Origin of the sequence: Pseudomonas sp. UBA6276, assembly GCF_002438365.1 — a bacterium.
GTDB lineage: Bacteria > Pseudomonadota > Gammaproteobacteria > Pseudomonadales > Pseudomonadaceae > Aquipseudomonas > Aquipseudomonas coleopterorum.
In genome coordinates, this window is the sequence record NZ_DJUS01000052.1 from 1 (window position 1) to 22296 (window position 22296).

Consider the following 22296-nt stretch of genomic DNA (forward strand, 5'->3'; position numbering starts at 1 on the left):
TGAAAGAGAACAAGTTCGGCATCGACATCGCGGCTGCCGAAGACGTCTATGTGCGTGCCGCGCAACTGCCCAACCTCGACGTGGTGGGCGTGGACTGCCACATCGGCTCGCAGCTGACCACCCTGGCGCCGTTTCTCGACGCACTGGACCGTCTGCTCGATCTGGTCGATCGCCTGGGCGATTGCGGCATTTACCTGCGCCACATCGACCTGGGCGGTGGCCTGGGCGTGCGCTACAGCGAAGAACAGCCGCCACTGGTGGCCGACTACATCAAGGCCGTGCGCGAGCGCCTGGACGGCCGCGAGCTGACCCTGGTGTTCGAGCCGGGGCGCTTCATCGTGGCCAATGCCGGGGTGCTGTTGACCCAGATCGAATACCTCAAGCACACCGAGCACAAGGATTTCGCCATCGTCGATGCGGCCATGAACGACCTGATCCGCCCGGCCCTGTACCAGGCGTGGATGAACGTCACCCCGGTCAAGCCGCGTGAAGGTCAGGCGCGCGCCTATGACATCGTCGGGCCGATCTGCGAAACCGGTGACTTCCTTGCCAAGGACCGTGAACTGGTGCTGGCCGAAGGCGACTTGCTGGCAGTGCATTCGGCCGGCGCGTACGGTTTCGTCATGAGCTCGAACTACAACACGCGCGGTCGTTGTGCCGAGGTGCTGGTCGATGGCGACCAGGCGTTCGAAGTCCGCCGCCGCGAAACCGTGGCTGAGCTATTTGCCGGCGAAAGCCTGTTGCCGGAGTAATCCCATGCTACTGCGTTTTACCAAGATGCATGGCCTGGGCAACGACTTCATGGTGCTGGACCTGGTCAGCCAGCATGCCCACATCCTGCCCAAGCATGCCAAGCAATGGGGCGATCGCCATACCGGCATCGGCTTCGATCAACTGCTGCTGGTCGAAGCGCCGAGCAATCCGGACGTCGACTTCCGCTACCGCATCTTCAATTCCGACGGCTCCGAAGTGGAACAGTGCGGCAACGGCGCGCGCTGCTTCGCCCGCTTCGTGCTGGACAAGCGCCTGACGGCCAAGAAGACCATTCGCGTGGAAACCAAGGGCGGCATCATTACCCTGGACGTTCGCAACGATGGCCAGATCAGCGTCGACATGGGCCCGCCGCGCATGCTGCCGGCCGATATTCCGTTCCAGGCTGACGTCCAGGCGCACAGCTACGCGCTGTCGGTCGATGGCCAGAGCGTCGAGATCGCCGCGCTGTCCATGGGCAACCCCCATGCGGTGCTGCGCGTGGACGACATCAACAACGCACCGGTGCACACGCTGGGGCCGAAGATCGAACATCATCCGCGCTTTCCGGCACGGGTGAACGTGGGCTTTCTGCACGTCGTCGATCGCACCCGCGCCCAGCTGCGTGTCTGGGAGCGTGGCGCCGGTGAAACCCAGGCCTGTGGTACCGGCGCGTGCGCCGCTGCAGTCGCGGCCATCAGCCAGGGCTGGATGGACTCCCCGCTGCTGCTCGATCTGCCGGGCGGCCGCCTGTCCATCGAATGGGCCGGGCCAGGCCATTCGGTGATCATGACCGGCCCTGCGGTGCGGGTCTTCGAAGGACAGGTGCGTTTATGAGCGAGTACAGCCAATGACCGATCAGCCTCAAGTACCCGCGCCTGCGGAGCTCCTGGAGGCTTCGGCCGTGGCCGAGTTTCTCGCCGCCAACCCGGCCTTCTTCGAGCAGCATGAAGAACTGCTGACCCAACTGCGCCTGCCCCACCAACGCGGTGATACGGTGTCGCTGGTGGAGCGGCAGATGACCCTGCTGCGCGAGCGCAACGGCGAGATGCGCCAGCGTCTTTCGCACCTGATGGAAGTTGCCCGCGACAATGACCGCCTGTTCGAGAAGACTCGACGACTGATTCTGGCCATGCTCGATGCCACGTCCCTGGATGAGTTGGTGATCAGCGTCGAGGACAGCCTGCGCGAAGATTTCCAGGTGCCGTTCGTCAGCCTCATCCTGTTCAACGACATCCCTGCCCCGGTGGGTCGCAGCGTGACCAGCGGCGAAGCCCAGCAAGCCATCGGCGGCCTGTTGTCGGAGGGCAAGTCGCTCAGTGGCGCATTGCGCGAACACGAACTGGCGTTCCTGTTCGGCAGCGATCAGGCCTCGCAGGTCGGCTCGACCGCGCTGGTGCCGTTGCTGCACCAGGGCCTGCACGGCGTGCTGGCCATCGGCAGCCGCGACCCTGCGCATTACAAAAGCTCGGTGGGCACGCTGTTCCTCAGCCATATCGGCGAAGTGCTCAGCCGAGTATTGCCGCGTTACACCGGCGCCTTGCGCTCGGTGCGCTGAAGTGCGTGAACAGCTGGACGCCTACTGCACGCACCTGCGCAGTGAGCGCCAGGTGTCGGTGCATACCTTGGATGCTTACCGCCGCGACCTGAGCAAGGTTGTCGAGTTCTGCGAGAAGGAAGGCCTGACCAGTTGGCAGGCATTGGACATCCAGCAGTTGCGGCGCCTGATCGCGCGCCAGCATCAGCAGGGACAATCGTCGCGCAGCCTGGCACGGCTGCTTTCGGCAGTACGCGGCCTGTACCGCTACCTCAATCGCGAAGGCCTGTGCAGCCACGATCCGGCCAATGGCCTGGCCCCGCCCAAAGGCGAACGGCGCCTGCCCAAGACGCTGGACACCGATCGGGCCCTGCAGCTGCTCGAAGGAGCGGTGGAAGATGATTTCCTGGCTCACCGCGATCAGGCCATTCTCGAACTGTTCTATTCCTCGGGCCTGCGGTTGTCGGAGCTGACCAGTCTCGACCTGGGCCAGCTCGACCTCGCCGATGGGCTGGTGCAAGTGCATGGCAAGGGCAGCAAGACCCGCGTGCTGCCTGTAGGGCGCAAAGCGCGCGCGGCCCTGGAGCAGTGGCTGTCCATGCGCCCGATGAGCAATCCGATCGACGACGCGGTGTTCGTCAGTCAGCAGGGCCGACGTCTCGGACCGCGCGCCATCCAGGTGCGGGTCAAGGCCGCCGGCGAGCGCGAGCTGGGGCAGAACCTGCACCCGCACATGTTGCGTCACTCGTTCGCCAGCCACTTGCTGGAGTCTTCCCAGGACCTGCGCGCCGTGCAGGAAATGCTCGGCCACGCCGACATCGCCACCACGCAGATCTATACCCACCTGGACTTTCAGCACCTGGCCAGTGTCTATGACAGTGCGCATCCACGGGCCAAACGCAAAGGCGGCGACTCATGAGCATCAAGCTGATCACCTTCGACCTCGACGACACCCTGTGGGACACCGCCCCGGTGATCGTCAGCGCCGAGGCCATCCTGCGTGACTGGCTCGCCGATCAGGCGCCGAAGCTGGGACCCGTGCCGGTGGAACACCTGTTCAAGATCCGCCAACGCCTGGTCGACGCCGATCCTTCGCTCAAGCATCGCATCAGTGCGCTGCGCCGCCGCGTACTGCTGCACGCCATGCAGGAAGCCGGCTACCCGGAAGACGAAGCCGAGCCGTTGGCCGACAAGGCCTTCGAGGTATTCCTGCATGCCCGGCATCAGGTGGAGATCTTCCCGGAGGCCCAGCCGACCCTGGAAATCCTCTGTCAGCGCTACACCCTGGGCGTGGTCACCAATGGCAACGCCGATGTGCGCCGGCTGGGCCTGGCCGACTTCTTCACCTTCGCGCTGTGCGCTGAAGACTTGGGTGTGGGCAAGCCGGATTCACGGCCGTTTCTGGAGGCCATGCGCCTGGGCGGTGCAAGCGCTCATGAATCGGTGCACATCGGCGATCATCCGGGTGATGATATCGCTGGCGCGCAGAAGGCAGGCATGAAGGCCATCTGGTACAACCCGCAGGGCAAGCCATGGACCGCCGAAGGCAAACCCGACGCCGAAGTGGCCAGCTTGGTCGAACTGCCCGCGTTGCTAACCCAGCTAGCCTAGTCACCGCCGTGGGAGCGGGGCGGGCGGCGAGCCCTCTGCCCGCGAAGAGGCCCGAACTGCCCACCTCACGCCCACAAAAAAGCCCGCAGCGACCGCGGGCTTTTTCGTCAGCGCACCAAGCGCAACAGACCGTCAGATAGGACGGCTGCCGTACTTGTTGTCGGGCTTCTTGGGTGGATCAGCCACCACATTGGGCTCGACTTCCTGCACCTTGCCGCCGCGCGAAAGAAATTCTTCCATCGCCCGCGCCAGTGCGTCGCGCTCTTTGTTCTTGGCTTCGATACTCGGCAGTTCATCCACCGAAACCGCAGCTTTGGCCTTACCTTTGGCTGCAGGTGCGGGCGTGTCGCCACCTTCGTCGTCCGCCACGTCTTCGGCAGCGGCTTCGAGGGTTTCCTCGGTATCGTCTTCTTCGCCTACTTCGAGGTCGTCGTTTTCCAGATCATCGTCGCTCATGTTCTACCTCATGACTTGCGAAAGCAGATTATTTATAGCCCAGCTTTACCTTATGTCGACGGCTGCCGGAAAAAATTCACATCCACTGATAACCAGCGGTCAAGCGTCCTCGCCATACAGCGTGGCAAGGACCCGACGCGCGCCGCCATGATCGCGATGCTCGCCCAAATAAATACCTTGCCAGGTACCTGTCGCCAGCCTTCCCGAGGTAACCGGAACGGTCACCTGGCAGCCCAGCAAGCTGGCCTTGAAGTGCGCAGGCAGGTCATCGGGGCCTTCGTCGTTGTGTTCGAAACCGTCCGAGCCCTGTGGCACCAGACGGTTGAAGAAGCGCTCGAAGTCCCGGCGAACGGCCGGATCGGCGTTTTCGTTGACGGTCAACGACGCCGAGGTGTGTTGCAGCCACAAGTGCAGCAGGCCCGTGCGGCATTCGCGCAGGCGCGGCAGTTGTGCAAGCAACTCGTCAGTCACCAGATGAAACCCGCGAGGCCTGGCTCGCAAGGTGATGAGGGTCTGCTGCCACATACCGTTCTCGTCCGTTCGGGGCGCATTCTAGCGCGCTCTGGGAAAAAGCAAAGAGCCTGTTCGTGACTGTTTTGCAGTGAGCCGCCGTCCTCGATCGCTACGGCAAAGGGCCGCCCCGGCGGCAAACCCGCAGGGACTGAAGCAGATGACAAATCGCAGGCAAAAAAATGCCCGGCAAGCCGGGCATTTTTTTCCGAACGGTTACAAGTTGTAGCCGCGCTCGTTGTGTTGCGCGAGGTCAAGGCCCACGGCCTCTTCTTCCTCGTTGACTCGCAGACCCATCACCGCATCCAGAACCTTGAGGATGACGTAAGTCACGATCGCGGTGTAGACCACGGTGAAACCGACACCCTTGAGCTGGATCCAGACCTGCGTGCCGATGTCTTCGACGGTGCCGAAACCACCCAGTGCGGGGGCGGCGAACACGCCGGTCAGGATGGCACCGACGATGCCACCGATACCGTGTACACCGAAGGCGTCCAGGGAGTCGTCGTAGCCCATCTTGCGCTTGAGCGTGGTGGCGCAGAGGAAGCAGATGACACCTGCCGCCAGACCGATCACCAGGGCGCCCATCGGGCCAACGGTGCCGGCAGCCGGGGTGATGGCAACCAGGCCAGCGACCACGCCCGAAGCGATACCCAGAGCGCTTGGCTTGCCGTGGGTCAGCCACTCGGCGAACATCCAGCCCAGTGCAGCGGCGGCGGTTGCGATCTGGGTCACCAGCATCGCCATGCCGGCGGTGCCGTTGGCGGCAGCGGCGGAACCGGCGTTGAAGCCGAACCAGCCGACCCACAGCATGGCTGCGCCGATCAGGGTGTAGCCCAGGTTATGCGGCGCCATCGGCGTGGTTGGGTAGCCCTTGCGCTTGCCCAGCACGATGCAGGCAACCAGACCTGCCACACCGGCATTGATGTGCACCACGGTGCCGCCAGCGAAGTCCAGCACGCCCCAGTCCCACATCAGGCCGCCGTTGCCGGACCAGACCATGTGCGCGATCGGTGCATAGACCAGGGTGAACCAGATGGCCATGAAGATCAGCATCGCGGAGAACTTCATGCGCTCGGCGAAGGCACCGACGATCAGCGCCGGGGTGATGATGGCGAAGGTCATCTGGAAGGTGATGAACACCGCTTCGGGGAACAGCGCCGCCGGGCCGGTGATGCTGCTCGGAGTGACGCCGCTGAGGAACGCCTTGGACAGGCCGCCGACGAAGGAATTGAAGTTGACGACGCCTTGTTCCATGCCGGTCGTGTCGAAGGCCAGGCTGTAGCCGTAGACCATCCACAGAATGCTGATCAGGCCGGTGATGGCAAAACACTGCATCATCACCGAGAGCACGTTCTTGGAGCGCACCATGCCGCCGTAGAACAACGCCAGGCCAGGAATGGTCATGAACAGCACGAGGGCGGTCGAGGTCAACATCCAGGCGGTATCACCGGAGTTGAGAACGGGGGCTGCCGCCTCGTCCGCCAAGGCAAGGCCAGGCATTGCGAGGGACAACAGGGCTCCTAGCCCTGCGAATTGACGCAGAGTCATATTGTTTACTCCTGGGGCGTTGGGTTGTGTCGGCTTTTTTTTAGATTGCGTCGGTATCGGTTTCGCCGGTACGGATGCGAATCGCCTGTTCCAGATTGACCACGAAAATCTTGCCGTCGCCGATCTTGCCGGTGTTGGCGGCCTTGGTGATGGCTTCGATGACGCGATCCAGATCCTTGTCGTCGATGGCAACGTCGATCTTGACCTTGGGCAGGAAGTCGACCACGTACTCCGCGCCGCGATACAGCTCGGTGTGGCCTTTCTGCCGACCGAAACCCTTGACTTCGGTTACGGTGATGCCCTGCACGCCGATTTCCGACAACGACTCGCGGACGTCGTCCAGCTTGAATGGCTTGATGATGGCAGTGACTAGCTTCATGAAACTCTCTCCCGAATTGGTGGACTTGCCCCAGGAAAACAAACCCGGATCAAGTCTAAGCGCAGTGCCTGGCTTTGTAACGCATCGTCGACCCCGCAGCCCCGGACCGACACCAGATAAACTGCTCCTGACGAAACACATCCTGCGAAGCTCAGCACTGCTCTCGTCACGGCGAGTCCATCAGTGCCTGGGTCACTTGGCTCTAAGCAGAAAGCTTGCCATGTCGCGCAAACCGCGTGATTTCGCCGCCCTGCCCGGCTTTTGTGCGACTGCGCGAGCAGGTCGCGCCAGCAGGTGCACAACAAGGGTGCAGCCATGGGCACGCTCGTGCTCGAAAACCGTGCGCAGCCGGCCTGCTTTTCAGCATGGGGCTGCGTGATACACTGCAACCCACTCTGCCTCAGGATATTTTCCATGCTTGCGCCCAAAGCTTTTCTCGACGCCCTGAGCGACCACGCATCCCGCCTGTTCAGCGGCGATACCGCGCAGCCGCGCGCCGAACTCGAAAGCCAGTTCAAGGCCATGCTGCAGTCCGGTTTCAGCAAGCTGGACCTGGTCAGTCGCGAAGAATTCGATAGCCAGATGGTCGTCCTGGCGCGTACCCGTGCGCGGTTGGAGAGCCTGGAAGCCAAAGTCGCCGAGATGGAAGCCAAGGCCGCGCCCAAGGCCGACTGACATCAGGGTGCAGCACGTCGCTGGGGCGACTGCACCGCTTTGCGTCACTCCCAGGCATTGCCATTGAACATGCTATTGAACGGCAGGGACGTGCTTCGATGAACCGCAACGAGCTGCGCAAGGCCGATATCAACCTGATGGTGGTGTTCGAAGCGCTCATGCTCGAGCGCAACGTCACCCGCGTCGCGGAAAAGCTGTTCCTCGGCCAGCCCACCGTCAGCTCGGCGCTGAACCGGCTGCGCGCCCTGTTCAACGACCCTTTGTTCATCCGCATCGGCCATCGCATGGAGCCCACCGCGCGCGCCGAGGAAATCATCCGGCACCTCTCGCCCGCGCTGGACGCCATGTCCGTCGCGCTGAGCCTGACCCATGATTTCGACCCGACCGTAAGCACCATGACCTTCCGCATCGGGCTCTCCGACGACGTCGAGTTCGGCCTGCTGCCGCAAGTGCTGCGCGCCTTGCGCACCGAAGCGCCAAAGGTGGTGATCGTGGTGCAGCATGTGGATTACTGGCGCATCCCCGACCTGCTCGCGTCCGGCGACATCACCGTGGGCATCAGCCAGACACGCGGCCTGCCGGCCAACGCCAAGCGCAAACTGCTGCGCCGCATGCGCCCGCGCGTGCTGCGCGCCGACAAGTCCGCCACACCGCTGACCCTGGACGAATACTGCTCACGCCCCCACGTGCTGGTGTCGCCCACCGCGCACACCAGCGGTATTGCGGACGAATGGCTGCAGGAAATCGGTCGCACACGCCAGGTGGTACTGTCGGTGCCCCAATTCAGCTCCCTCCCCGCGCTGCTCGCCGGCACCGACCTGCTCGCCGGCCTGCCCGACTACGCCGCAACCGCCATGGCCGCCCATGGCAATCTGTTCGACGAACCGCTGCCGTTCGATGCACCCACCCTGGACCTGTCGATGGTTTGGTTGAGCATCACCGATACCGATCCGGCGGAGCGGTGGTTGCGGTCGCGGTTGGAGGCGTTCATGGGGGATCGGGGTGGGGTGGTGTAGGGTCGCAACAGCGCATCACTCATCACACAAACCCGCCATCAATGCCGGGTTTGTCGTTTAAAGGCAACATCTGGACATGGTGAACTGCCTACTGCTTTCATCCTTCCGTCCGTAGCACCGTGAATCACTTCCCCACTGGCATACCCGCCCTCATCCACTACCCTCGCACCACCACCGCAGGAAGCGGTTCATCTTTCAACGCATGGAGCACGCATGTCTCTCGCTATCGTTCACAGCCGGGCTCAGGTGGGTGTGGGTGCGCCTGCGGTCACGGTCGAGGCGCATCTGGCCAATGGGCTGCCGGCGCTGACCCTGGTGGGGTTGCCGGAAGCATCGGTCAAGGAGAGCAAGGATCGGGTGCGCAGCGCGATTCTCAATTCGGGGCTGGAGTTTCCGGCGCGGCGGATCACGTTGAACTTGGCGCCGGCGGATCTTCCGAAAGACGGCGGGCGGTTCGATCTGGCCATTGCGCTGGGTATCCTGGCGGGCAGCGGGCAGATTCCGGCGATCACGCTGGACAATGTCGAGTGCCTGGGCGAACTGGCGCTCTCAGGTGCCGTGCGGCCGGTGCAGGGTGTGTTGCCCGCTGCCCTCGCCGCCCGCGACGCAGGACGCACGCTGATCGTGCCCAGGGATAACGCCGAAGAGGCGGCGCTGGCCTCGAACCTGACGGTGATTGCCGCGGATGATCTGATGCAGCTGGTCAGTCACTTCAATGGGCGCGACCCGATCAGCCCCTTCAATGCCAATGGGCTGCTGCTGGTGAGCAAGCCTTATCCGGACCTGAGCGAGGTGCAGGGTCAGGTCGCGGCCAAGCGTGCGTTGCTGGTGGCCGCCGCTGGCGCGCACAACCTGTTGTTCAGTGGCCCACCGGGAACGGGCAAGACCTTGCTCGCGAGTCGATTGCCTGGACTTCTGCCGCCGTTGGATGAGCGCGAAGCGCTGGAGGTAGCGGCGATTCAGTCGGTTGCCAGCCATGTGCCGCTGAAGAATTGGCCGCAGCGGCCCTTTCGGCATCCCCATCACTCGGCATCGGGTGCGGCGCTGGTGGGCGGCGGTAGTCGGCCGCAGCCAGGGGAAATTACCTTGGCGCACCATGGCGTGCTGTTTCTCGATGAATTGCCGGAGTTCGACAGGAAGGTGCTGGAGGTCTTGCGCGAACCCTTGGAGAGCGGCGAGATCGTGATTGCGCGGGCGCGGGACAAGATTCGTTTTCCTGCGCGGTTCCAATTGGTGGCGGCGATGAATCCGTGCCCCTGCGGATATCTGGGTGACCCCAGCGGCAAATGCCAGTGCGGCAGCGATCAGATCCAGCGGTACCGCAACAAGCTGTCCGGGCCGTTGCTGGATCGGATCGATCTGCATCTCACGGTGGCGCGGGAGGCGACGGCCCTGAGTCACGAGCCACAGGCGGGGGAAAACACAGCCAGTGCCGCCACCAAGGTGGCCGAGGCGCGTGAGTTGCAGAATCGGCGTCAGGGTTGTGCCAACGCGTTTCTCGATCTGCCGGGGTTACGCGAGCATTGCAGGTTGTCGTCCGAGGACGAGCGCTGGTTGGAAACCGCGTGTGAGCGGTTGACGCTGTCGCTGCGCGCAGCGCATCGATTGTTGAAGGTGGCCCGCACCTTGGCGGATCTCGAGCAGGCGAAAGATATCGAGCGGGCGCATGTTGCGGAAGCGTTGCAGTATCGGCCTTCAGCGCAGTGAGCCGTGGCGGGAGATGTGCAGTGGAGCCAGAAGCATGATTGCGTTTCAGCAGGCCAATCGGGGATACCGCCGACGCGGCTTGCACCGCTGCTACAGGGGATCGGGCATTCATGCATTACCGCGTCGGCGGTGGGTGCGGTGTATCTGTCGGTTACAGAACGACGCGCAGGACCTGGCCGGCGTGGTAGAGGGAGAAGCCGGTTTCGTAGACGCCGGTACGCAAACCAGGCGCCGACACCGGTTTATCCGCGCAGAACGGCAGTGGCAGTTTGTCGGCCTGCCCATGCAACAAAAACTGCGCCAAGGCTTTGCCCACGACGGTGCCGGTGGTGTTGCCGCGGCCGTTGTAGCCGGTCACCGACACCAGCCCTGGAGCGGGTTCGAACAGGCGCATCAGGTGGTCGGGGGTGAAGTCGATGCAGCCGGTCCAGTGCATTTCCCAGTCGACCTTGCCCAGTTGCGGGAAGTAATGGGTCTGGATACGGTCGGCCCAGCGGCGGATGAACCAGGCGGGTTTGTTGTCCACCCGGCCCATGCTGCCGAGCAACAGACGGCCGTCGTCGTCGCGGCGGATGCTGCTCAGCACCAGGCGGGTATCCCAGGAGCCTTGCCCATGCTTGAGCACGGCATCGGCGGCTGTCGAATGCAGGGGCTTGGAAGCGACCTGATAGTAGTAGCCGCGGAAGAATTGGCCGCGCAGGTTGCACCAGTCGCCTTCGGTGTAGGCACCGGTGGAAATCAGCACTTTGTCGGCGTTGACTTCGCCCTTGGCGGTCTTCACCAGCCAGCCCCCGGCTTGTTGTTCCAGACCCAGTACCGGCGAGTGCTGGAACACCTGCCCGCCCAGACGCTGAACCGCCGAGCCCAGGCCACGGGTGTAGGCCATGGGATTGATGGTGCCGGCGCGGCGGTCGAGCAGGGCCGCTTCGATCTTTTCGGTGCCGCAGTAGTCGACGCATTGCGCCCCGGTGAGCAGCTCTACGTCAGCGCCCCGCCGCTGCCATTGCTCGCAGCGCGATTTCAGATCGGCCACGCCATTGGCGTTGTGAGCCATGTGCAAGGTGCCGTCGTTGTGGGCTTGGCAGTCGATGCCATAGCGTTCGATCAGCGCGAAGACTTCGGCCGGCGCCCCGCCGAGCACGGTGTTGAGGCGGCCGCCCACGGCACTGCCCAGGGTCTGCTCGACTTCGTCGGGCGGGATCCAGGTGCCAGCGTTGACCAACCCGACATTGCGCCCCGAGCCGCCCGTGCCGATTTCACTGGCATCGAGCAGCACCACCCGCTTGCCCTGCTCCAGTAATTCGATGGCCGCGCACAACCCGGTGATACCGCCACCGATCACGCAGACATCCGCCTTTACCACACTGGCCAGAGCCGCCGTGTGAGGGGGCCTGGCGGTGATGTGTTCCCAAAGACATTGTTGCCGTAGTTCGCTCATGACTCATTCCAAGCCAGGGAAATCGGGTTCGGACCGCGCCGCCGTTATCGCGGACAGAGCCCGCTCCCACAGGGATATCCATTGCAGCGAAGATGTGGGAGCGGGTTCCACCCGCGATAGCGCCAGCCCCGCCGCCACATCACTCAACCATCAATCAAACACGATGCCCTGGGCCAGCGGCAGCTCGCGCGAGTAGTTGACGGTGTTGGTCTGGCGGCGCATGTAGGCCTTCCAGGCATCGGAGCCGGATTCGCGGCCGCCACCGGTTTCCTTCTCTCCACCGAAAGCGCCACCGATTTCCGCACCACTGGTGCCGATGTTGACGTTGGCGATGCCACAGTCGCTGCCGGCCGCGCTCTGGAAACGCTCGGCTTCGCGCAGGTCGGTGGTGAAGATGCACGAGGACAGGCCCTGTGGCACTTCGTTGTTCAGGCGCAGGGCCTCGTCGAAGTCTTCGTAGCTCAAGACATACAGGATCGGCGCGAAGGTTTCGTGGCGCACCACGTCCGACTGCCCCGGCATTTCGACGATGGCCGGGGCCACGTAGTAGGCGTTCGGGTATTGATCGGCCAGTTGACGCTCGCCGCCGAACACTTCGCCACCCTCGTCACGTGCCTTGGCCAGGGCACCTTGCATGGCGTCGAAGGATGGCTTGTCGATCAGCGGGCCGACCAGGTTGTCCTTGCGCGGATCGCCGATACGCACCTTGGCGTAAGCCGCCTTGACCCGAGCGAGCACTTCGTCCTTGATCGAGCTGTGCACGATCACCCGGCGCAATGTGGTGCAGCGCTGGCCTGCGGTGCCCACGGCACTGAACAGGATGCCGCGCACGGCCAGGTCGAGGTCGGCGCTGGGGGCCAGAATCATGGCGTTGTTGCCGCCCAGTTCGAGGATGCTGCGGCCGAAGCGCGCGGCGACCCGTGGTCCGACTTCGCGGCCCATGCGGGTGCTGCCGGTGGCACTGACCAAAGCGACGCGCGGGTCGTCGACCAGAGCTTCGCCGGCTTCGCGATCACCGATGATCAGTTGAGCCAGGCCCTTGGGTGCATCGCCGAACTGCTGCAGGGCCTTGTCGAACAGTGCCTGGCAGGCCAGCGCGGTCAGCGGGGTCTTTTCCGACGGTTTCCAGATCACCGAATCACCGGCCACCAGGGCCAGGGCGGTGTTCCACGCCCACACCGCCACCGGGAAGTTGAACGCGCTGATGACGCCCACCACACCCAGCGGCTGCCAGGTTTCACGCATGTGGTGGCCAGGGCGCTCGGAGGCGATGGTCAGACCGTACAGTTGACGAGACAGGCCGACGGCGAAATCGCAGATGTCGATCATTTCCTGCACTTCACCCAGGCCTTCCTGAGTGATCTTGCCGGCTTCGATCGACACCAGCTCGCCGAGCTGGGCCTTGTGGGCGCGCAGGACTTCACCGAAAAGTCGGACCAGCTCGCCGCGACGCGGTGCCGGCACGGTGCGCCAGGCCAGGAACGCCTCGTGCCCCAGAGCGATCTTGTCGACGACCTGCGCCTTGGATTCCAGGCTCACCGAGGCGATCTGGCTGCCATCGATCGGGGTATGCACGGGATGGTTGCCATCCTTGAATGCACTCGCCGCAACACCCAAGCTTTCGAGCAGGCCATCGACCATTGTTTTCTCCTCACAAGGCTTTAACGATAAGAACGAATTGAGATCAGTATTAATCCGCGGGCCAGACCACCACAACGGAGCAATATTCCATATATCATTCCCTCACCTCATGACCTTGCGCCGATGCCTCCATGTCAAAACGCCTTGTTCCTTCGATGACGGCCTTGCAGTGTTTCGAAGCGGCCGCCCGCCACTTGAGCTTCACCCGCGCCGCGGAAGAACTGCACCTGACCCAGAGTGCGGTCAGCAAGCAGGTCGCACAGCTCGAAGACATGTTGCGCCATCACCTGTTCCTGCGCATTCGCCGACGCCTGCAACTGACCCCGGCGGGCTCGCTGTATCTGGCCGAGGTGAACAAGATCCTCACCCAGGTGGACATCTCCAGCCGCTACATCCTGTCCTACGGCGACGAAACCGAAGTGCTGACCGTGGCCACCCAGCCCAGCTTCGGCGTGGGTTGGCTGATCCCCAAGCTCAAGGGTTTCGGCAAGGCGCACCCCAATATCCATCTGGACATCCGCAACGAGCTGGAGCCGTTCGCGTTGCTGCAGGCCAAGGCGGACGTGGGTTTCTTCTTCGGCCAGGGCACCTGGCCTGGGGCGACCTGCATCGAGCTGTTCGACGATCAGGTGGTACCGGTGTGTGCGCCCGACCTGCTGGAACAGCCGTTGAGCAACGCCGAGCAACTGGCCGAGCAGGTGCTGATGCAATGCACGTCGCGGCCCGAAGCGTGGCACGAGTGGTTTCTGGAGCAGGGCCTGAGCGCCCAGAACAGTTATCACGGTCCCCGTTTCGATACCTTCTACATGTGCCTGAGCGCAGCGCTTGCCGGCTGTGGCGTGGCGCTGGTGCCGCGTTATCTGGTGGAGAACCACCTGGCCAACGGCGATCTGGTCATGCCCTGGCCGCACACCATGAGCAGCCAGGGCGCGCATTTCGTGGCGTTTGCCGAGCATGCGGCGGAAGTCCCGAAAGTGCGTGCGCTGGTCGACTGGATCCTCGAGCAGGTCCCGTCCTGACAACCCAGGCGGATCAGAGGCAATGCCGACTTGCAGGAATGACCCCCGCACTTTTTTTCGCTTGATCGTTCAGGTCATTCCCCGCTTTCATACTCCCAGCCCTTTGCGCCTGGAGTCCGCCATGCCCTTCGTCAGTCCCGACCAGACCCGTGCCGCGTTTTCCCGCGCCATGTCCGAGATGTACAAGAAAGAAGTGCCGTTGTACGGCGACTTGATGAGCCTGGTCGGCGAGGTCAATCGTCAGTGCCTCGAGCAACAGCCGGAGCTGGCCCGATCCCTGGCCCGTACCGGCGAGATCGAGCGCCTGGATGCCGAACGCCACGGCGCGATTCGGGTTGGCACCGCCGCGGAACTGGCGACCATCGCCCGTCTGTTCGCGGTCATGGGCATGCAGCCGGTGGGTTACTACGACCTGACGTCGGCGGGGGTACCGGTGCACTCGACGGCCTTTCGGGCGGTCCACGAACAGTCACTGCAAGTGAGCCCCTTTCGCGTGTTCACCTCGCTGCTGCGCCTGGAGCTGATCGAAGACGCGGCGCTACGCGAACAGGCCCGGCAACTGTTGGAACAGCGGCAGATCTTCACCCAGCCGTGCCTGGCGTTGATCGAGCGCTTCGAGCGCGATGGCGGCCTCGATCAGGCCAGCTCCGACGCCTTCGTCGAGCAGGCCCTGGAAACCTTCCGCTGGCACCACGACGCCACGGTGACCGCAGCCCAGTATCAAAGCCTGCACGACGCCCATCGCCTGATCGCTGACGTGGTGGCCTTCAAGGGGCCGCACATCAATCACCTGACGCCGCGCACGCTGGACATCGACACGGTGCAGGCGCTGATGCCCGCTCGCGGGATCACGCCCAAGGCCGTGATCGAAGGGCCGCCACCACGTCGTCATGCCATTCTGCTGCGTCAGACCAGCTTCAAGGCGCTGCAGGAAAAAGTCGCGTTCACCGACCCAACGGCTGGCGCCGAAGGCAGCCACACCGCGCGCTTCGGCGAGATCGAGCAACGCGGCGCGGCACTGACGCCCAAGGGACGCGAACTGTACGACCGCCTGCTGAACGCTTCGCGCACCGCACTGGCCGGGTTTCCCAGCGAGACCAACGCCTCGGACTACATGCGCCTTCTGGGTGAACAGTTCGGTGAGTTTCCCGATGACCTGACGCAGATGCGCGAGCAGGACCTGGCGTTCTTCCGCTACTTCGTCAGCGGCCAGCCGAGTGCGGGCGAAACCACACTGCAGGGGCTGCTGAACAATGGTGCCATCCGCTGCGAGCCGTTGGTGTACGAAGACTTCCTGCCGGTCAGCGCCGCCGGCATCTTCCAGTCCAACCTGGGCGACGATGCCCAGGCCGAATACGGTTTGGGATCGAGCCAGGAGGCGTTTCATCAGGCCTTGGGCCGCACGGTGCTCGATGAGCTCGCGCTATACGCCCAGACCCAGCAGCGCTCGCTGGACGAATGCGCCCAAGCATTGGGCCTGCCTTCGCTAAGCTGATCCCGCCCCTAACGGGCGCCGCCCACCCGGAAGCGATTCACTTCCTGACGCAGTTCCGCCGCCAGCCCTTCGAGCTCGCGAGCGGTCTGCGCCAGGTTGGAGACCACTTCGCGCTGCTCGCCATTGGTCATGGCAATGCTCTGCAGGTTGCTGCTGAGCATGGTGGCCGTGCTGCTCTGCTCCTGGGTCGCGGTGCTGATCGCATCGAACTGATGCCCCGCCGACCGACTCTGCTCATCGATCTGGGCGAGCGCCTGGGCGACCTTGGCGTTGCGGGTCAGGCCTTCGCGCATCAGCACGTTGCCCTGGTCCATGGTGCTGATGGCGTTGGCGGTTTCCTTCTGGATGCTGCCGATCATGCCGGAGATTTCGTCGGTGGCCTGGCGCGTGCGCGAGGCCAGGCTGCGCACCTCGTCGGCGACCACGGCGAAGCCACGGCCCTGCTCGCCGGCACGGGCGGCTTCGATCGCGGCGTTGAGGGCCAGCAGGTTGGTCTGCTCGGCAATCGAGGTGATCACCCCGACGATGCCGCCGATTTCCTGCGAGCGCTGCCCCAGGGTGTTGATGACCCCAGCGGTGCTGTTCAGGGCGCCGGCAATCTGCTCCAGCGAATTGGATGCCTCGTCCATCGAGGCGCGGCCGATGCGGGTCTGCTGGGCGTTGTCCTGGGCCAGACGCTGGGTGTGGCCCATGTTGTCGGCGATGTCCAGGGACGTCGCACTGAATTCCTCGACCGCGCCGGCCATGCTGGAAATCTCGCCGGACTGGTGCTCCATGCCTTCATAGGCGCCCGCCGACAGGCTCGACAACGTTTGCGCGCGACCGCTGACTTCATGGGCGGCGTTGCGGATGTGCACCACCATGTTCGACAGGGCTTCACCCATGTGGTTGAAACTGCTGGCCAGCTGGCCGATCTCGTCGTGGCTGGACACCTTCAGACGGGCATCCAGATCGCCTGCACCCAATGCTTCGGCCTGGCGCACCAGCTCACCGAGTGGCCGCAGCTTGCTGCGCAACAGCCAGATCGCTGCACCCACCGCGATCAGCATCGCCAGCAGGCTGCCGATCGCCAGTTGAGTGCCGACGTTCCAGGTCACGGCATTGATTTCTGCCTTGGGCATGCTCGCCACCACACTCCAGGGTCCCCCTGTGAACGTCACCGCTTCGGAGAAGATGTCCTGCTTGCCGTCGTTCCACAGCCGACCCTTGCCATCCAGAAGCGCCAGATCGGCCAGGGTCTTGGCTGCGGCGTCCGGGTCGTTGACGTTGGCCGGCGGCACCAGCCAGCGGTTCTGCTCGTCGAGCAGGGCCAGGGAGCCGGTCTCGCCGATGCGGAAGCGTTGCAGGTTGGCGAACTGTGTATTCTGCGCATCGGTGTAGTCGAAGCCGACGAAGAGCACCGCAATCACTTGGCCCGAGCCATCGCGAACCGGTGTGTACTGAGTCATATAGGAGCGGTCGAAAAGGACCGCACGACCAATGTAGTTCTGGCCGTCGAGCAAGCGCTTGTAGGCAGGATGAGCATGGTCGAGCACGGTGCCGATGGCGCGGCTGCCGTCCTGCTTGGTCAGCGAGGTGCTGATGCGCACGAATTCGCTGCCGCTGCGGACGAAGACCGTGGCAACGCCCGCGGTGAGCTGCTTGAAGTCGTCGACTTCCGTGAAATCGTTGTTAAGCGTCTGGCTGCCCAGGCGCAAGCTTGGCGTCTGCTGGTTGCCCACGGTGACCTGCGTGCCTGTGTCCACGCTCAGACCACCAGAGAAGCGCTTCTCGAACAGCCCGCTCAAGCGCTGGGTGCTGTCGCGCAACGTGCTGTGAAACGTGCTGAGCTGGTCGGCCAGCAACCTCGCCTCGCTGGCCATGTGCTGCTCGCGGATGGCCAGGTTGGCGATGTCCAGTGAGCGCAGGGCAAAGGCCGTGCTACCGGTGATGACGATCGCGAGAATCACGGCCAGGGCGATGCCCAGTTGCGTGGCGATACGAGCGCGAGGTTGCGACATGTGAAGCTCCTGAGAATCGTGTGCGGACGGCAGTGCCAGGGATGGTCCAGACTTGTCGAGCACCTGTCATCCTTGATCTTATTGGTACTGCTACATCGGCGATCCGAACGAATACTTGAGCACGATACTGCGGCATGGCCGGCACACGTACATTTGCGTTGCGCTGCCACAAGGCCGAGAATCCAGCGTCCCATCTCCCCGCCGACCGAGCTTCATCATGCACGCCTCCATCCGTATCGAACTTCGAGCCCTGCTTCGGCTGGCGGGGCCGCTGATCGCCTCGCAACTGGCCCACATGCTGATGGTCCTGACCGATACCTTGATGATGGCACGCCTGAGCCCCGAGGCGTTGGCCGGTGGCGGCCTGGGGGCGGCCAGCTATTCCTTCGTGTCGATCTTCTGCATCGGCGTGATCGCTGCGGTCGGTACCCTGGTGTCGATCCGCAAGGGTGCCGACGACCAGCAAGGCGTGGCCCGCCTGACCCAGGCCGGGCTGTGGCTGGCCTGGGGCATGGCGGCCGTGGCGGCCGTGCTGCTGTGGAATCTGGGGCCGGTGCTGTCCATGCTCGGGCAGACCCCGGCCAACGTCGCCTTCGCTACCCAGTTCCTCCTGCTGCTGCCGTTCGCCTTGCCGGGCAACCTGAGCTTCATGGCGCTGCGCGGCTTTACCGCCGCGCTGGGTCGGGCCACGCCGGTGATGGTCATCAGCATCATCGCCACCGTGGCCAACTACCTGCTCAACCATGCGTTCATCGAAGGCATGTTCGGCTTGCCCAAGCTCGGTCTGGTGGGGATCGGCATGGTCACGGCAATCATCAGCACGCTGATGGCGATTGCCCTGGCCCTGTACATTCGCTTTCACCGTGCCTATGCGCCCTACCCGCTGCTCAAGGGGCTGGCCCGGCCAAACCTGAACGCCCTGCGCGAGTTGTGGCGGCTGGGCCTGCCGATCGGCGGCACCTATGCCGTGGAGGTCGGCCTGTTCGCCTTCGCCGCGCTGTGCATCGGCACCATGGGCACCACGCCACTGGCTGCGCACCAGATCGCCCTGCAGATCATTTCGGTGGCCTTCATGGTGCCGGCGGGCATGTCCTATGCGGTGACCATGCGCATCGGCCAGCACTACGGCGCCGGGCACCTGCTGGCCGCGCGCTTGGCCGGGCGGGTCGGCATCAGCCTCGGCGCCGTGGTGATGCTGGGCTTCGCCCTGCTGTTCTGGCTCGCGCCGGGGCCTTTGGTTGGGGTGTTTCTGGACCGCTCCGATCCGGCCTTCCACGGTGTCATCGAGCTGGCCATCAGTCTGCTGGCCGTGGCGGCCTGGTTCGAGATGTTCGATGGCATCCAGACCATCGCCATGGGGGCCATTCGTGGCCTCAAGGACGCCAAGACCACCTTTCTGGTCGGGCTGTTCTGCTACTGGGCGATCGGTGCGCCCGCGGCCTGGAGCCTGGCGTTCCATTTCCAGCTCGGCGCGGTGGGCGTCTGGTGGGGGTTGGCGCTGGGTCTGCTGTGTTCGGCCGTTACCCTGACCCTGGCGTTCGAGTGGCGCATGCGTCGATTGCGCCGGCTGGCCACGCCTACGGCGCTGGCGACCTGACGGCCTGAGCCTGGCCGAAACGCAGGAATGCCTGCAACTGCTCCAGGGGCAAGGGCTGACTGATCAGATAGCCCTGCACCTGGTCGCAGCCGAAATCGCGCAGCAATGCCAACTGCTCGGGCGTCTCGACGCCCTCGGCCACGACGTTCAGGTCCAGGTTGTGCGCCAGGTTGATCATGGCGTGCACCAGCTTGCTGTTTTCAGGACGTTGCTCCATGCCGCTGACGAAGCTCTTGTCGATCTTGAGCAAGGCGATCGGCAGGCTGCTGAGGTGGACGAACGAAGAGAAGCCGGTGCCGAAATCGTCGAGGGAAAAGCGCACACCCAGACGGCCCAGCGCGTCCATGGTCTGCTTGACCAGATCGTTGCGGCGCATGACCGCGGTTTCGGTGAGTTCGAACTCCAGCCAGCCGGCATCAATGCCGCGCTCGGCGATCAACCGTCCCAGGGTGCTGAGCAACTGGCTGTCCTGAAACTGCCGGAACGACAGATTGATCGCCATGTGCAAGGGTTCGAAGCCGCTTTCGCGCAAGGTCTGCATGTCGCGCAGGGCCCGTGCGATGACCCAGTAGCCCATCGGCACGATCAACCCGCTCTGCTCGGCCAGCGGCACGAACTCGCCGGGTGCGAGCACGCCACGTTCGCGATGCCGCCACCGCACCAGGGCCTCGAGACCGACGATGGTATTGCCGCTCAGGTCCAGCCGTGGCTGGTAGTGCAGTTCCAGCTCGTCACGCCGCAGGGCGCGGCGCAGCTCGCTTTCGAGGTCGGCCAGGCTGCGCGCATGGCGGTTGATGCGTTCGTTGAACAGATGGTAGCTGCAGCCCTGGGTGCTTTTGGCCTGCTGCATGGCGATGTGCGCGTGCCACATCAGCGGGTCGGCACCGGCGCCGGCGCGGGCATGGGCGATGCCCAGGCTGCAGCCGATCAGCAGACTCTCGCCATCGACGTAATAGGGTTCGGCCATGGCCTCGATGATGTTGGCCGCCAGGCGCTCGGCCCGTGACGGGTCGCGGCGGGTGTCGAGCAACAGGGCGAACTCGTCGCTGCCCAGGCGGGCCACCTGATCGCCCGCCTCCAGCTGCTTCTTCAGGCGTGCCACCACCTGCAGGATCAGCCGATCGCCGGCCTGGTGTCCCAGCGCATCGTTGGCATGGCGGAAGTTGTCCATGTCCAGGTGGCCCAGGGCAACGCCACGGCCTTCCTGTTCGGCCAGGCGGGCGGTGAGCAGAGTCTGGAAACCGGGACGGTTGGCGATGCCGGTCAAGGGATCCTGTTCGGCCAGGCGTTGCAGGGTGTCCTGCAGCACGCCGCGCTCGCGCGCATGGCGCAGGCAGCGGCGCAACGTATCGCTGTTGAGCTCGCCCAGCACCAGCCAGTCGCTGGCGCCGGGCGGCGGTTGCGCAGGCTCCTCGGTGAGCAGCAGCACCACCGGCAGCGCGCAGCGCCCGGGTGCCGGCAGCCGCTCGGGGGTCGCCAGCAACAGGGTGCCGGGCTGATTGTCGAACTGCCCGGCCACCGTGTCCCAGGATGACGCTTCGATCAACGTGGCCACATCGCCCAGGGGCGCCAGGCACTCGCGCAACGACGTGGCCCAGGTGCGATCCTGGGCCAGCAGCAACAGCCGCGCGGGTTCGACAGGCGTAGACAAACGAGCTCCTTGGGACAGTTTCACAGTCATTCGATAGCGCTTAAAAACGGCCTCGGCAACAGCTCGGGCCAGACCCAATCCAAAGTACGTGTCAACGTGTAACCACATCCTGCTGCAAAGTCGACAAACCGGCAAATTTTAATGGATCTGCGGTCGCGGCACAGTTGGACCAGCGGTGCTAAAATGCGCGGCCATTTCGTCAGTGACTCCCGTCATGTCCCGACTCAATCCCCGGCAGCAAGAAGCCGTGAACTACGTCGGCGGCCCTCTTTTGGTGCTCGCCGGTGCAGGTTCCGGCAAGACCAGCGTGATTACCCGCAAGATCGCCCACCTGATCCAGAACTGCGGCATTCGTGCCCAGTACATCGTCGCCATGACCTTCACNNAGGAGCGCGTCGGCACCCTGCTGCGCAGCGGCGAAGGGCGGGGTCTGACCGTGTCGACCTTCCACAACCTGGGCCTCAACGTCATCCGCAAGGAACACGCGCGGCTGGGCTTCAAGCCGGGCTTCTCGATCTTCGACGAAGCCGACGTGAAAGCGTTGATGACCGACATCATGCAAAAAGAGTACTCGGGCGAGGACGGCGTCGACGAGATCAAGAACATGATCGGCGCCTGGAAGAACGACCTGATACTGCCGCCCCAGGCCCTGGAGCAGGCGCGCAACCCCAAGGAGCAGACCGCAGCCATCGTCTACAGCCATTACCAGCGCACCTTGCGCGCGTTCAACGCGGTGGACTTCGACGACCTCATCCTGCTGCCGGTGAAGCTGTTCCAGGAACATCCGGACATCCTCGAGAAGTGGCAGAACAAGGTTCGCTATCTGCTGGTGGACGAGTACCAGGACACCAACGCCAGCCAGTACCTGCTGGTGAAGCTGCTGATCGGTACGCGCAACCAGTTCACCGTGGTCGGCGACGACGACCAGTCCATCTATGCCTGGCGTGGCGCGCGCCCGGAAAACCTGATGCTGCTCAAGGACGACTACCCGTCGCTGAAAGTGGTCATGCTGGAGCAGAACTACCGCTCCACCAGCCGTATCCTGCGCTGTGCCAACGTACTCATTTCGAACAACCCGCACGCCTTCGAGAAGCAGCTGTGGAGCGAGATGGGGCACGGCGATGAAATCCGCGTGATCCGCTGCCGCAACGAGGATGCCGAAGCCGAGCGCGTGGCCGTCGAGATTCTCAGCCTGCACCTGCGCACCGACCGGCCCTACAGCGATTTCGCCATCCTCTATCGGGGCAACTACCAGGCCAAGCT

General features: G+C 64.0%; 20 protein-coding genes and 1 pseudogene. 12 read left to right on the forward strand and 9 right to left on the reverse strand.

Annotated elements, in window-relative coordinates; all coding sequences use genetic code 11:
* The 5 genes from lysA to B2V21_RS06005 form a co-directional block, all read left to right on the forward strand.
* A partial coding sequence (gene lysA / locus B2V21_RS05985; RefSeq protein WP_286916321.1) for a diaminopimelate decarboxylase occupies window positions 1-752 on the forward strand: 752 nt, incomplete at its 5' end.
* 4 nt (window positions 753-756) lie between these two features.
* The gene (dapF, locus tag B2V21_RS05990) at window positions 757-1587 is read left to right on the forward strand and encodes a diaminopimelate epimerase (protein ID WP_286916322.1); all 831 of its coding nucleotides are present in this window, start codon (window positions 757-759) and stop codon (window positions 1585-1587) included.
* Between the two features lie 13 nt (window positions 1588-1600).
* Window positions 1601-2308 carry a DUF484 family protein gene (locus B2V21_RS05995; protein ID WP_049860326.1) on the forward strand — a complete coding sequence of 236 codons (708 nt, stop codon included), beginning with the start codon at window positions 1601-1603 and terminating at the stop codon, window positions 2306-2308.
* 1 nt (window position 2309) lies between these two features.
* Window positions 2310-3206, forward strand: a complete 897-nt coding sequence (gene xerC, locus B2V21_RS06000; RefSeq protein WP_286916323.1) for a tyrosine recombinase XerC — start codon at window positions 2310-2312, stop codon at window positions 3204-3206.
* Complete coding sequence (locus B2V21_RS06005; protein WP_049860328.1) at window positions 3203-3898, forward strand: HAD family hydrolase; 696 nt, start codon at window positions 3203-3205, stop codon at window positions 3896-3898. Before xerC ends, B2V21_RS06005 begins: the two co-directional genes overlap by 4 nt.
* Window positions 3899-4030: 132 nt before the next feature.
* On the opposite strand, the gene sutA is transcribed toward B2V21_RS06005, so the two are convergent.
* The 4 genes from sutA to glnK all read right to left on the reverse strand — a co-directional run bounded on the left by sutA (window position 4031) and on the right by glnK (window position 6794).
* Complete coding sequence (gene sutA / locus B2V21_RS06010) at window positions 4031-4354, reverse strand: transcriptional regulator SutA (RefSeq protein ID WP_043192223.1); 324 nt, start codon at window positions 4352-4354, stop codon at window positions 4031-4033.
* Between the two features lie 99 nt (window positions 4355-4453).
* Window positions 4454-4879, reverse strand: coding sequence for a secondary thiamine-phosphate synthase enzyme YjbQ (locus B2V21_RS06015; RefSeq protein ID WP_049860329.1), 426 nt, complete (start codon window positions 4877-4879; stop codon window positions 4454-4456).
* A gap of 201 nt (window positions 4880-5080) precedes the next feature.
* Entirely contained in the window at window positions 5081-6415 is a 1335-nt protein-coding gene (locus B2V21_RS06020) for an ammonium transporter (RefSeq protein ID WP_286916324.1), read from the reverse strand.
* A gap of 40 nt (window positions 6416-6455) precedes the next feature.
* Window positions 6456-6794: a P-II family nitrogen regulator gene (gene glnK, locus B2V21_RS06025; RefSeq protein WP_002555808.1), complete on the reverse strand. Its 339-nt coding sequence runs from the start codon at window positions 6792-6794 to the stop codon at window positions 6456-6458.
* Between the two features lie 414 nt (window positions 6795-7208).
* Here glnK and B2V21_RS06030 point away from each other — a divergent pair, with 414 nt between their 5' ends.
* The 3 genes from B2V21_RS06030 (at window position 7209) to B2V21_RS06040 (ending at window position 10192) form a co-directional block, all read left to right on the forward strand.
* A complete protein-coding gene (locus tag B2V21_RS06030) occupies window positions 7209-7469 on the forward strand; it encodes an accessory factor UbiK family protein (RefSeq protein WP_286916325.1) in 261 nt (86 codons plus the stop codon).
* A gap of 98 nt (window positions 7470-7567) precedes the next feature.
* A complete protein-coding gene (locus B2V21_RS06035) occupies window positions 7568-8485 on the forward strand; it encodes a LysR family transcriptional regulator (RefSeq protein ID WP_049860332.1) in 918 nt (305 codons plus the stop codon).
* Between the two features lie 213 nt (window positions 8486-8698).
* Complete coding sequence (locus tag B2V21_RS06040) at window positions 8699-10192, forward strand: YifB family Mg chelatase-like AAA ATPase (RefSeq protein ID WP_286916326.1); 1494 nt, start codon at window positions 8699-8701, stop codon at window positions 10190-10192.
* Between the two features lie 151 nt (window positions 10193-10343).
* On the opposite strand, the gene B2V21_RS06045 is transcribed toward B2V21_RS06040, so the two are convergent.
* Both B2V21_RS06045 and B2V21_RS06050 read right to left on the reverse strand, forming a co-directional pair.
* Window positions 10344-11630, reverse strand: coding sequence for an NAD(P)/FAD-dependent oxidoreductase (locus B2V21_RS06045; protein ID WP_286916327.1), 1287 nt, complete (start codon window positions 11628-11630; stop codon window positions 10344-10346).
* 150 nt (window positions 11631-11780) lie between these two features.
* Entirely contained in the window at window positions 11781-13271 is a 1491-nt protein-coding gene (locus B2V21_RS06050) for an aldehyde dehydrogenase family protein (RefSeq protein WP_122742992.1), read from the reverse strand.
* A gap of 131 nt (window positions 13272-13402) precedes the next feature.
* Here B2V21_RS06050 and B2V21_RS06055 point away from each other — a divergent pair, with 131 nt between their 5' ends.
* Together B2V21_RS06055 and hglS are read left to right on the forward strand one after the other, a co-directional pair.
* Window positions 13403-14290: a LysR substrate-binding domain-containing protein gene (locus B2V21_RS06055; protein ID WP_049860340.1), complete on the forward strand. Its 888-nt coding sequence runs from the start codon at window positions 13403-13405 to the stop codon at window positions 14288-14290.
* A 121-nt stretch (window positions 14291-14411) separates the two neighbouring features.
* Complete coding sequence (hglS, locus tag B2V21_RS06060; protein ID WP_286916328.1) at window positions 14412-15785, forward strand: 2-oxoadipate dioxygenase/decarboxylase HglS; 1374 nt, start codon at window positions 14412-14414, stop codon at window positions 15783-15785.
* An 8-nt stretch (window positions 15786-15793) separates the two neighbouring features.
* Here hglS and B2V21_RS21560 read toward each other — a convergent pair whose 3' ends face one another.
* Together B2V21_RS21560 and B2V21_RS21565 are read right to left on the reverse strand one after the other, a co-directional pair.
* Window positions 15794-16669, reverse strand: coding sequence for a methyl-accepting chemotaxis protein (locus B2V21_RS21560; protein ID WP_376787070.1), 876 nt, complete (start codon window positions 16667-16669; stop codon window positions 15794-15796).
* Window positions 16664-17785, reverse strand: a pseudogene (locus B2V21_RS21565) (Cache 3/Cache 2 fusion domain-containing protein); the annotation flags it as partial. The pseudogene B2V21_RS21565 and the gene B2V21_RS21560, both read right to left, overlap by 6 nt.
* Window positions 17786-18002: 217 nt before the next feature.
* Here B2V21_RS21565 and B2V21_RS06070 point away from each other — a divergent pair.
* Entirely contained in the window at window positions 18003-19382 is a 1380-nt protein-coding gene (locus B2V21_RS06070; RefSeq protein ID WP_192000339.1) for a NorM family multidrug efflux MATE transporter, read from the forward strand.
* On the opposite strand, the gene B2V21_RS06075 is transcribed toward B2V21_RS06070, so the two are convergent.
* On the reverse strand, window positions 19363-21033 hold the full coding sequence (locus B2V21_RS06075; protein ID WP_049860344.1) for a putative bifunctional diguanylate cyclase/phosphodiesterase: 1671 nt from the start codon (window positions 21031-21033) through the stop codon (window positions 19363-19365). The two genes, B2V21_RS06070 and B2V21_RS06075, sit on opposite strands and share 20 nt — an antisense overlap.
* Window positions 21034-21247: 214 nt before the next feature.
* Here B2V21_RS06075 and B2V21_RS06080 point away from each other — a divergent pair.
* On the forward strand, window positions 21248-22296 hold a 1049-nt coding region (locus B2V21_RS06080; RefSeq protein ID WP_286916330.1), incomplete at its 3' end, for a UvrD-helicase domain-containing protein.

Coding starts and splice junctions, on each gene's coding strand:
- dapF (WP_286916322.1), top strand. CDS start 757: ATGCTACTGCGTTTTACCAAGATGCATGGCCTGGGCAACGACTTCATG.
- B2V21_RS05995 (WP_049860326.1), top strand. CDS start 1,601: ATGACCGATCAGCCTCAAGTACCCGCGCCTGCGGAGCTCCTGGAGGCT.
- B2V21_RS06005 (WP_049860328.1), top strand. CDS start 3,203: ATGAGCATCAAGCTGATCACCTTCGACCTCGACGACACCCTGTGGGAC.
- sutA (WP_043192223.1), bottom strand. CDS start 4,354: ATGAGCGACGATGATCTGGAAAACGACGACCTCGAAGTAGGCGAAGAA.
- B2V21_RS06015 (WP_049860329.1), bottom strand. CDS start 4,879: ATGTGGCAGCAGACCCTCATCACCTTGCGAGCCAGGCCTCGCGGGTTT.
- B2V21_RS06020 (WP_286916324.1), bottom strand. CDS start 6,415: ATGACTCTGCGTCAATTCGCAGGGCTAGGAGCCCTGTTGTCCCTCGCA.
- glnK (WP_002555808.1), bottom strand. CDS start 6,794: ATGAAGCTAGTCACTGCCATCATCAAGCCATTCAAGCTGGACGACGTC.
- B2V21_RS06030 (WP_286916325.1), top strand. CDS start 7,209: ATGCTTGCGCCCAAAGCTTTTCTCGACGCCCTGAGCGACCACGCATCC.
- B2V21_RS06035 (WP_049860332.1), top strand. CDS start 7,568: ATGAACCGCAACGAGCTGCGCAAGGCCGATATCAACCTGATGGTGGTG.
- B2V21_RS06040 (WP_286916326.1), top strand. CDS start 8,699: ATGTCTCTCGCTATCGTTCACAGCCGGGCTCAGGTGGGTGTGGGTGCG.
- B2V21_RS06045 (WP_286916327.1), bottom strand. CDS start 11,630: ATGAGCGAACTACGGCAACAATGTCTTTGGGAACACATCACCGCCAGG.
- B2V21_RS06050 (WP_122742992.1), bottom strand. CDS start 13,271: ATGGTCGATGGCCTGCTCGAAAGCTTGGGTGTTGCGGCGAGTGCATTC.
- B2V21_RS06055 (WP_049860340.1), top strand. CDS start 13,403: ATGTCAAAACGCCTTGTTCCTTCGATGACGGCCTTGCAGTGTTTCGAA.
- hglS (WP_286916328.1), top strand. CDS start 14,412: ATGCCCTTCGTCAGTCCCGACCAGACCCGTGCCGCGTTTTCCCGCGCC.
- B2V21_RS21560 (WP_376787070.1), bottom strand. CDS start 16,669: ATGGGTGAAGCCCTGTCGAACATGGTGGTGCACATCCGCAACGCCGCC.
- B2V21_RS06070 (WP_192000339.1), top strand. CDS start 18,003: ATGCACGCCTCCATCCGTATCGAACTTCGAGCCCTGCTTCGGCTGGCG.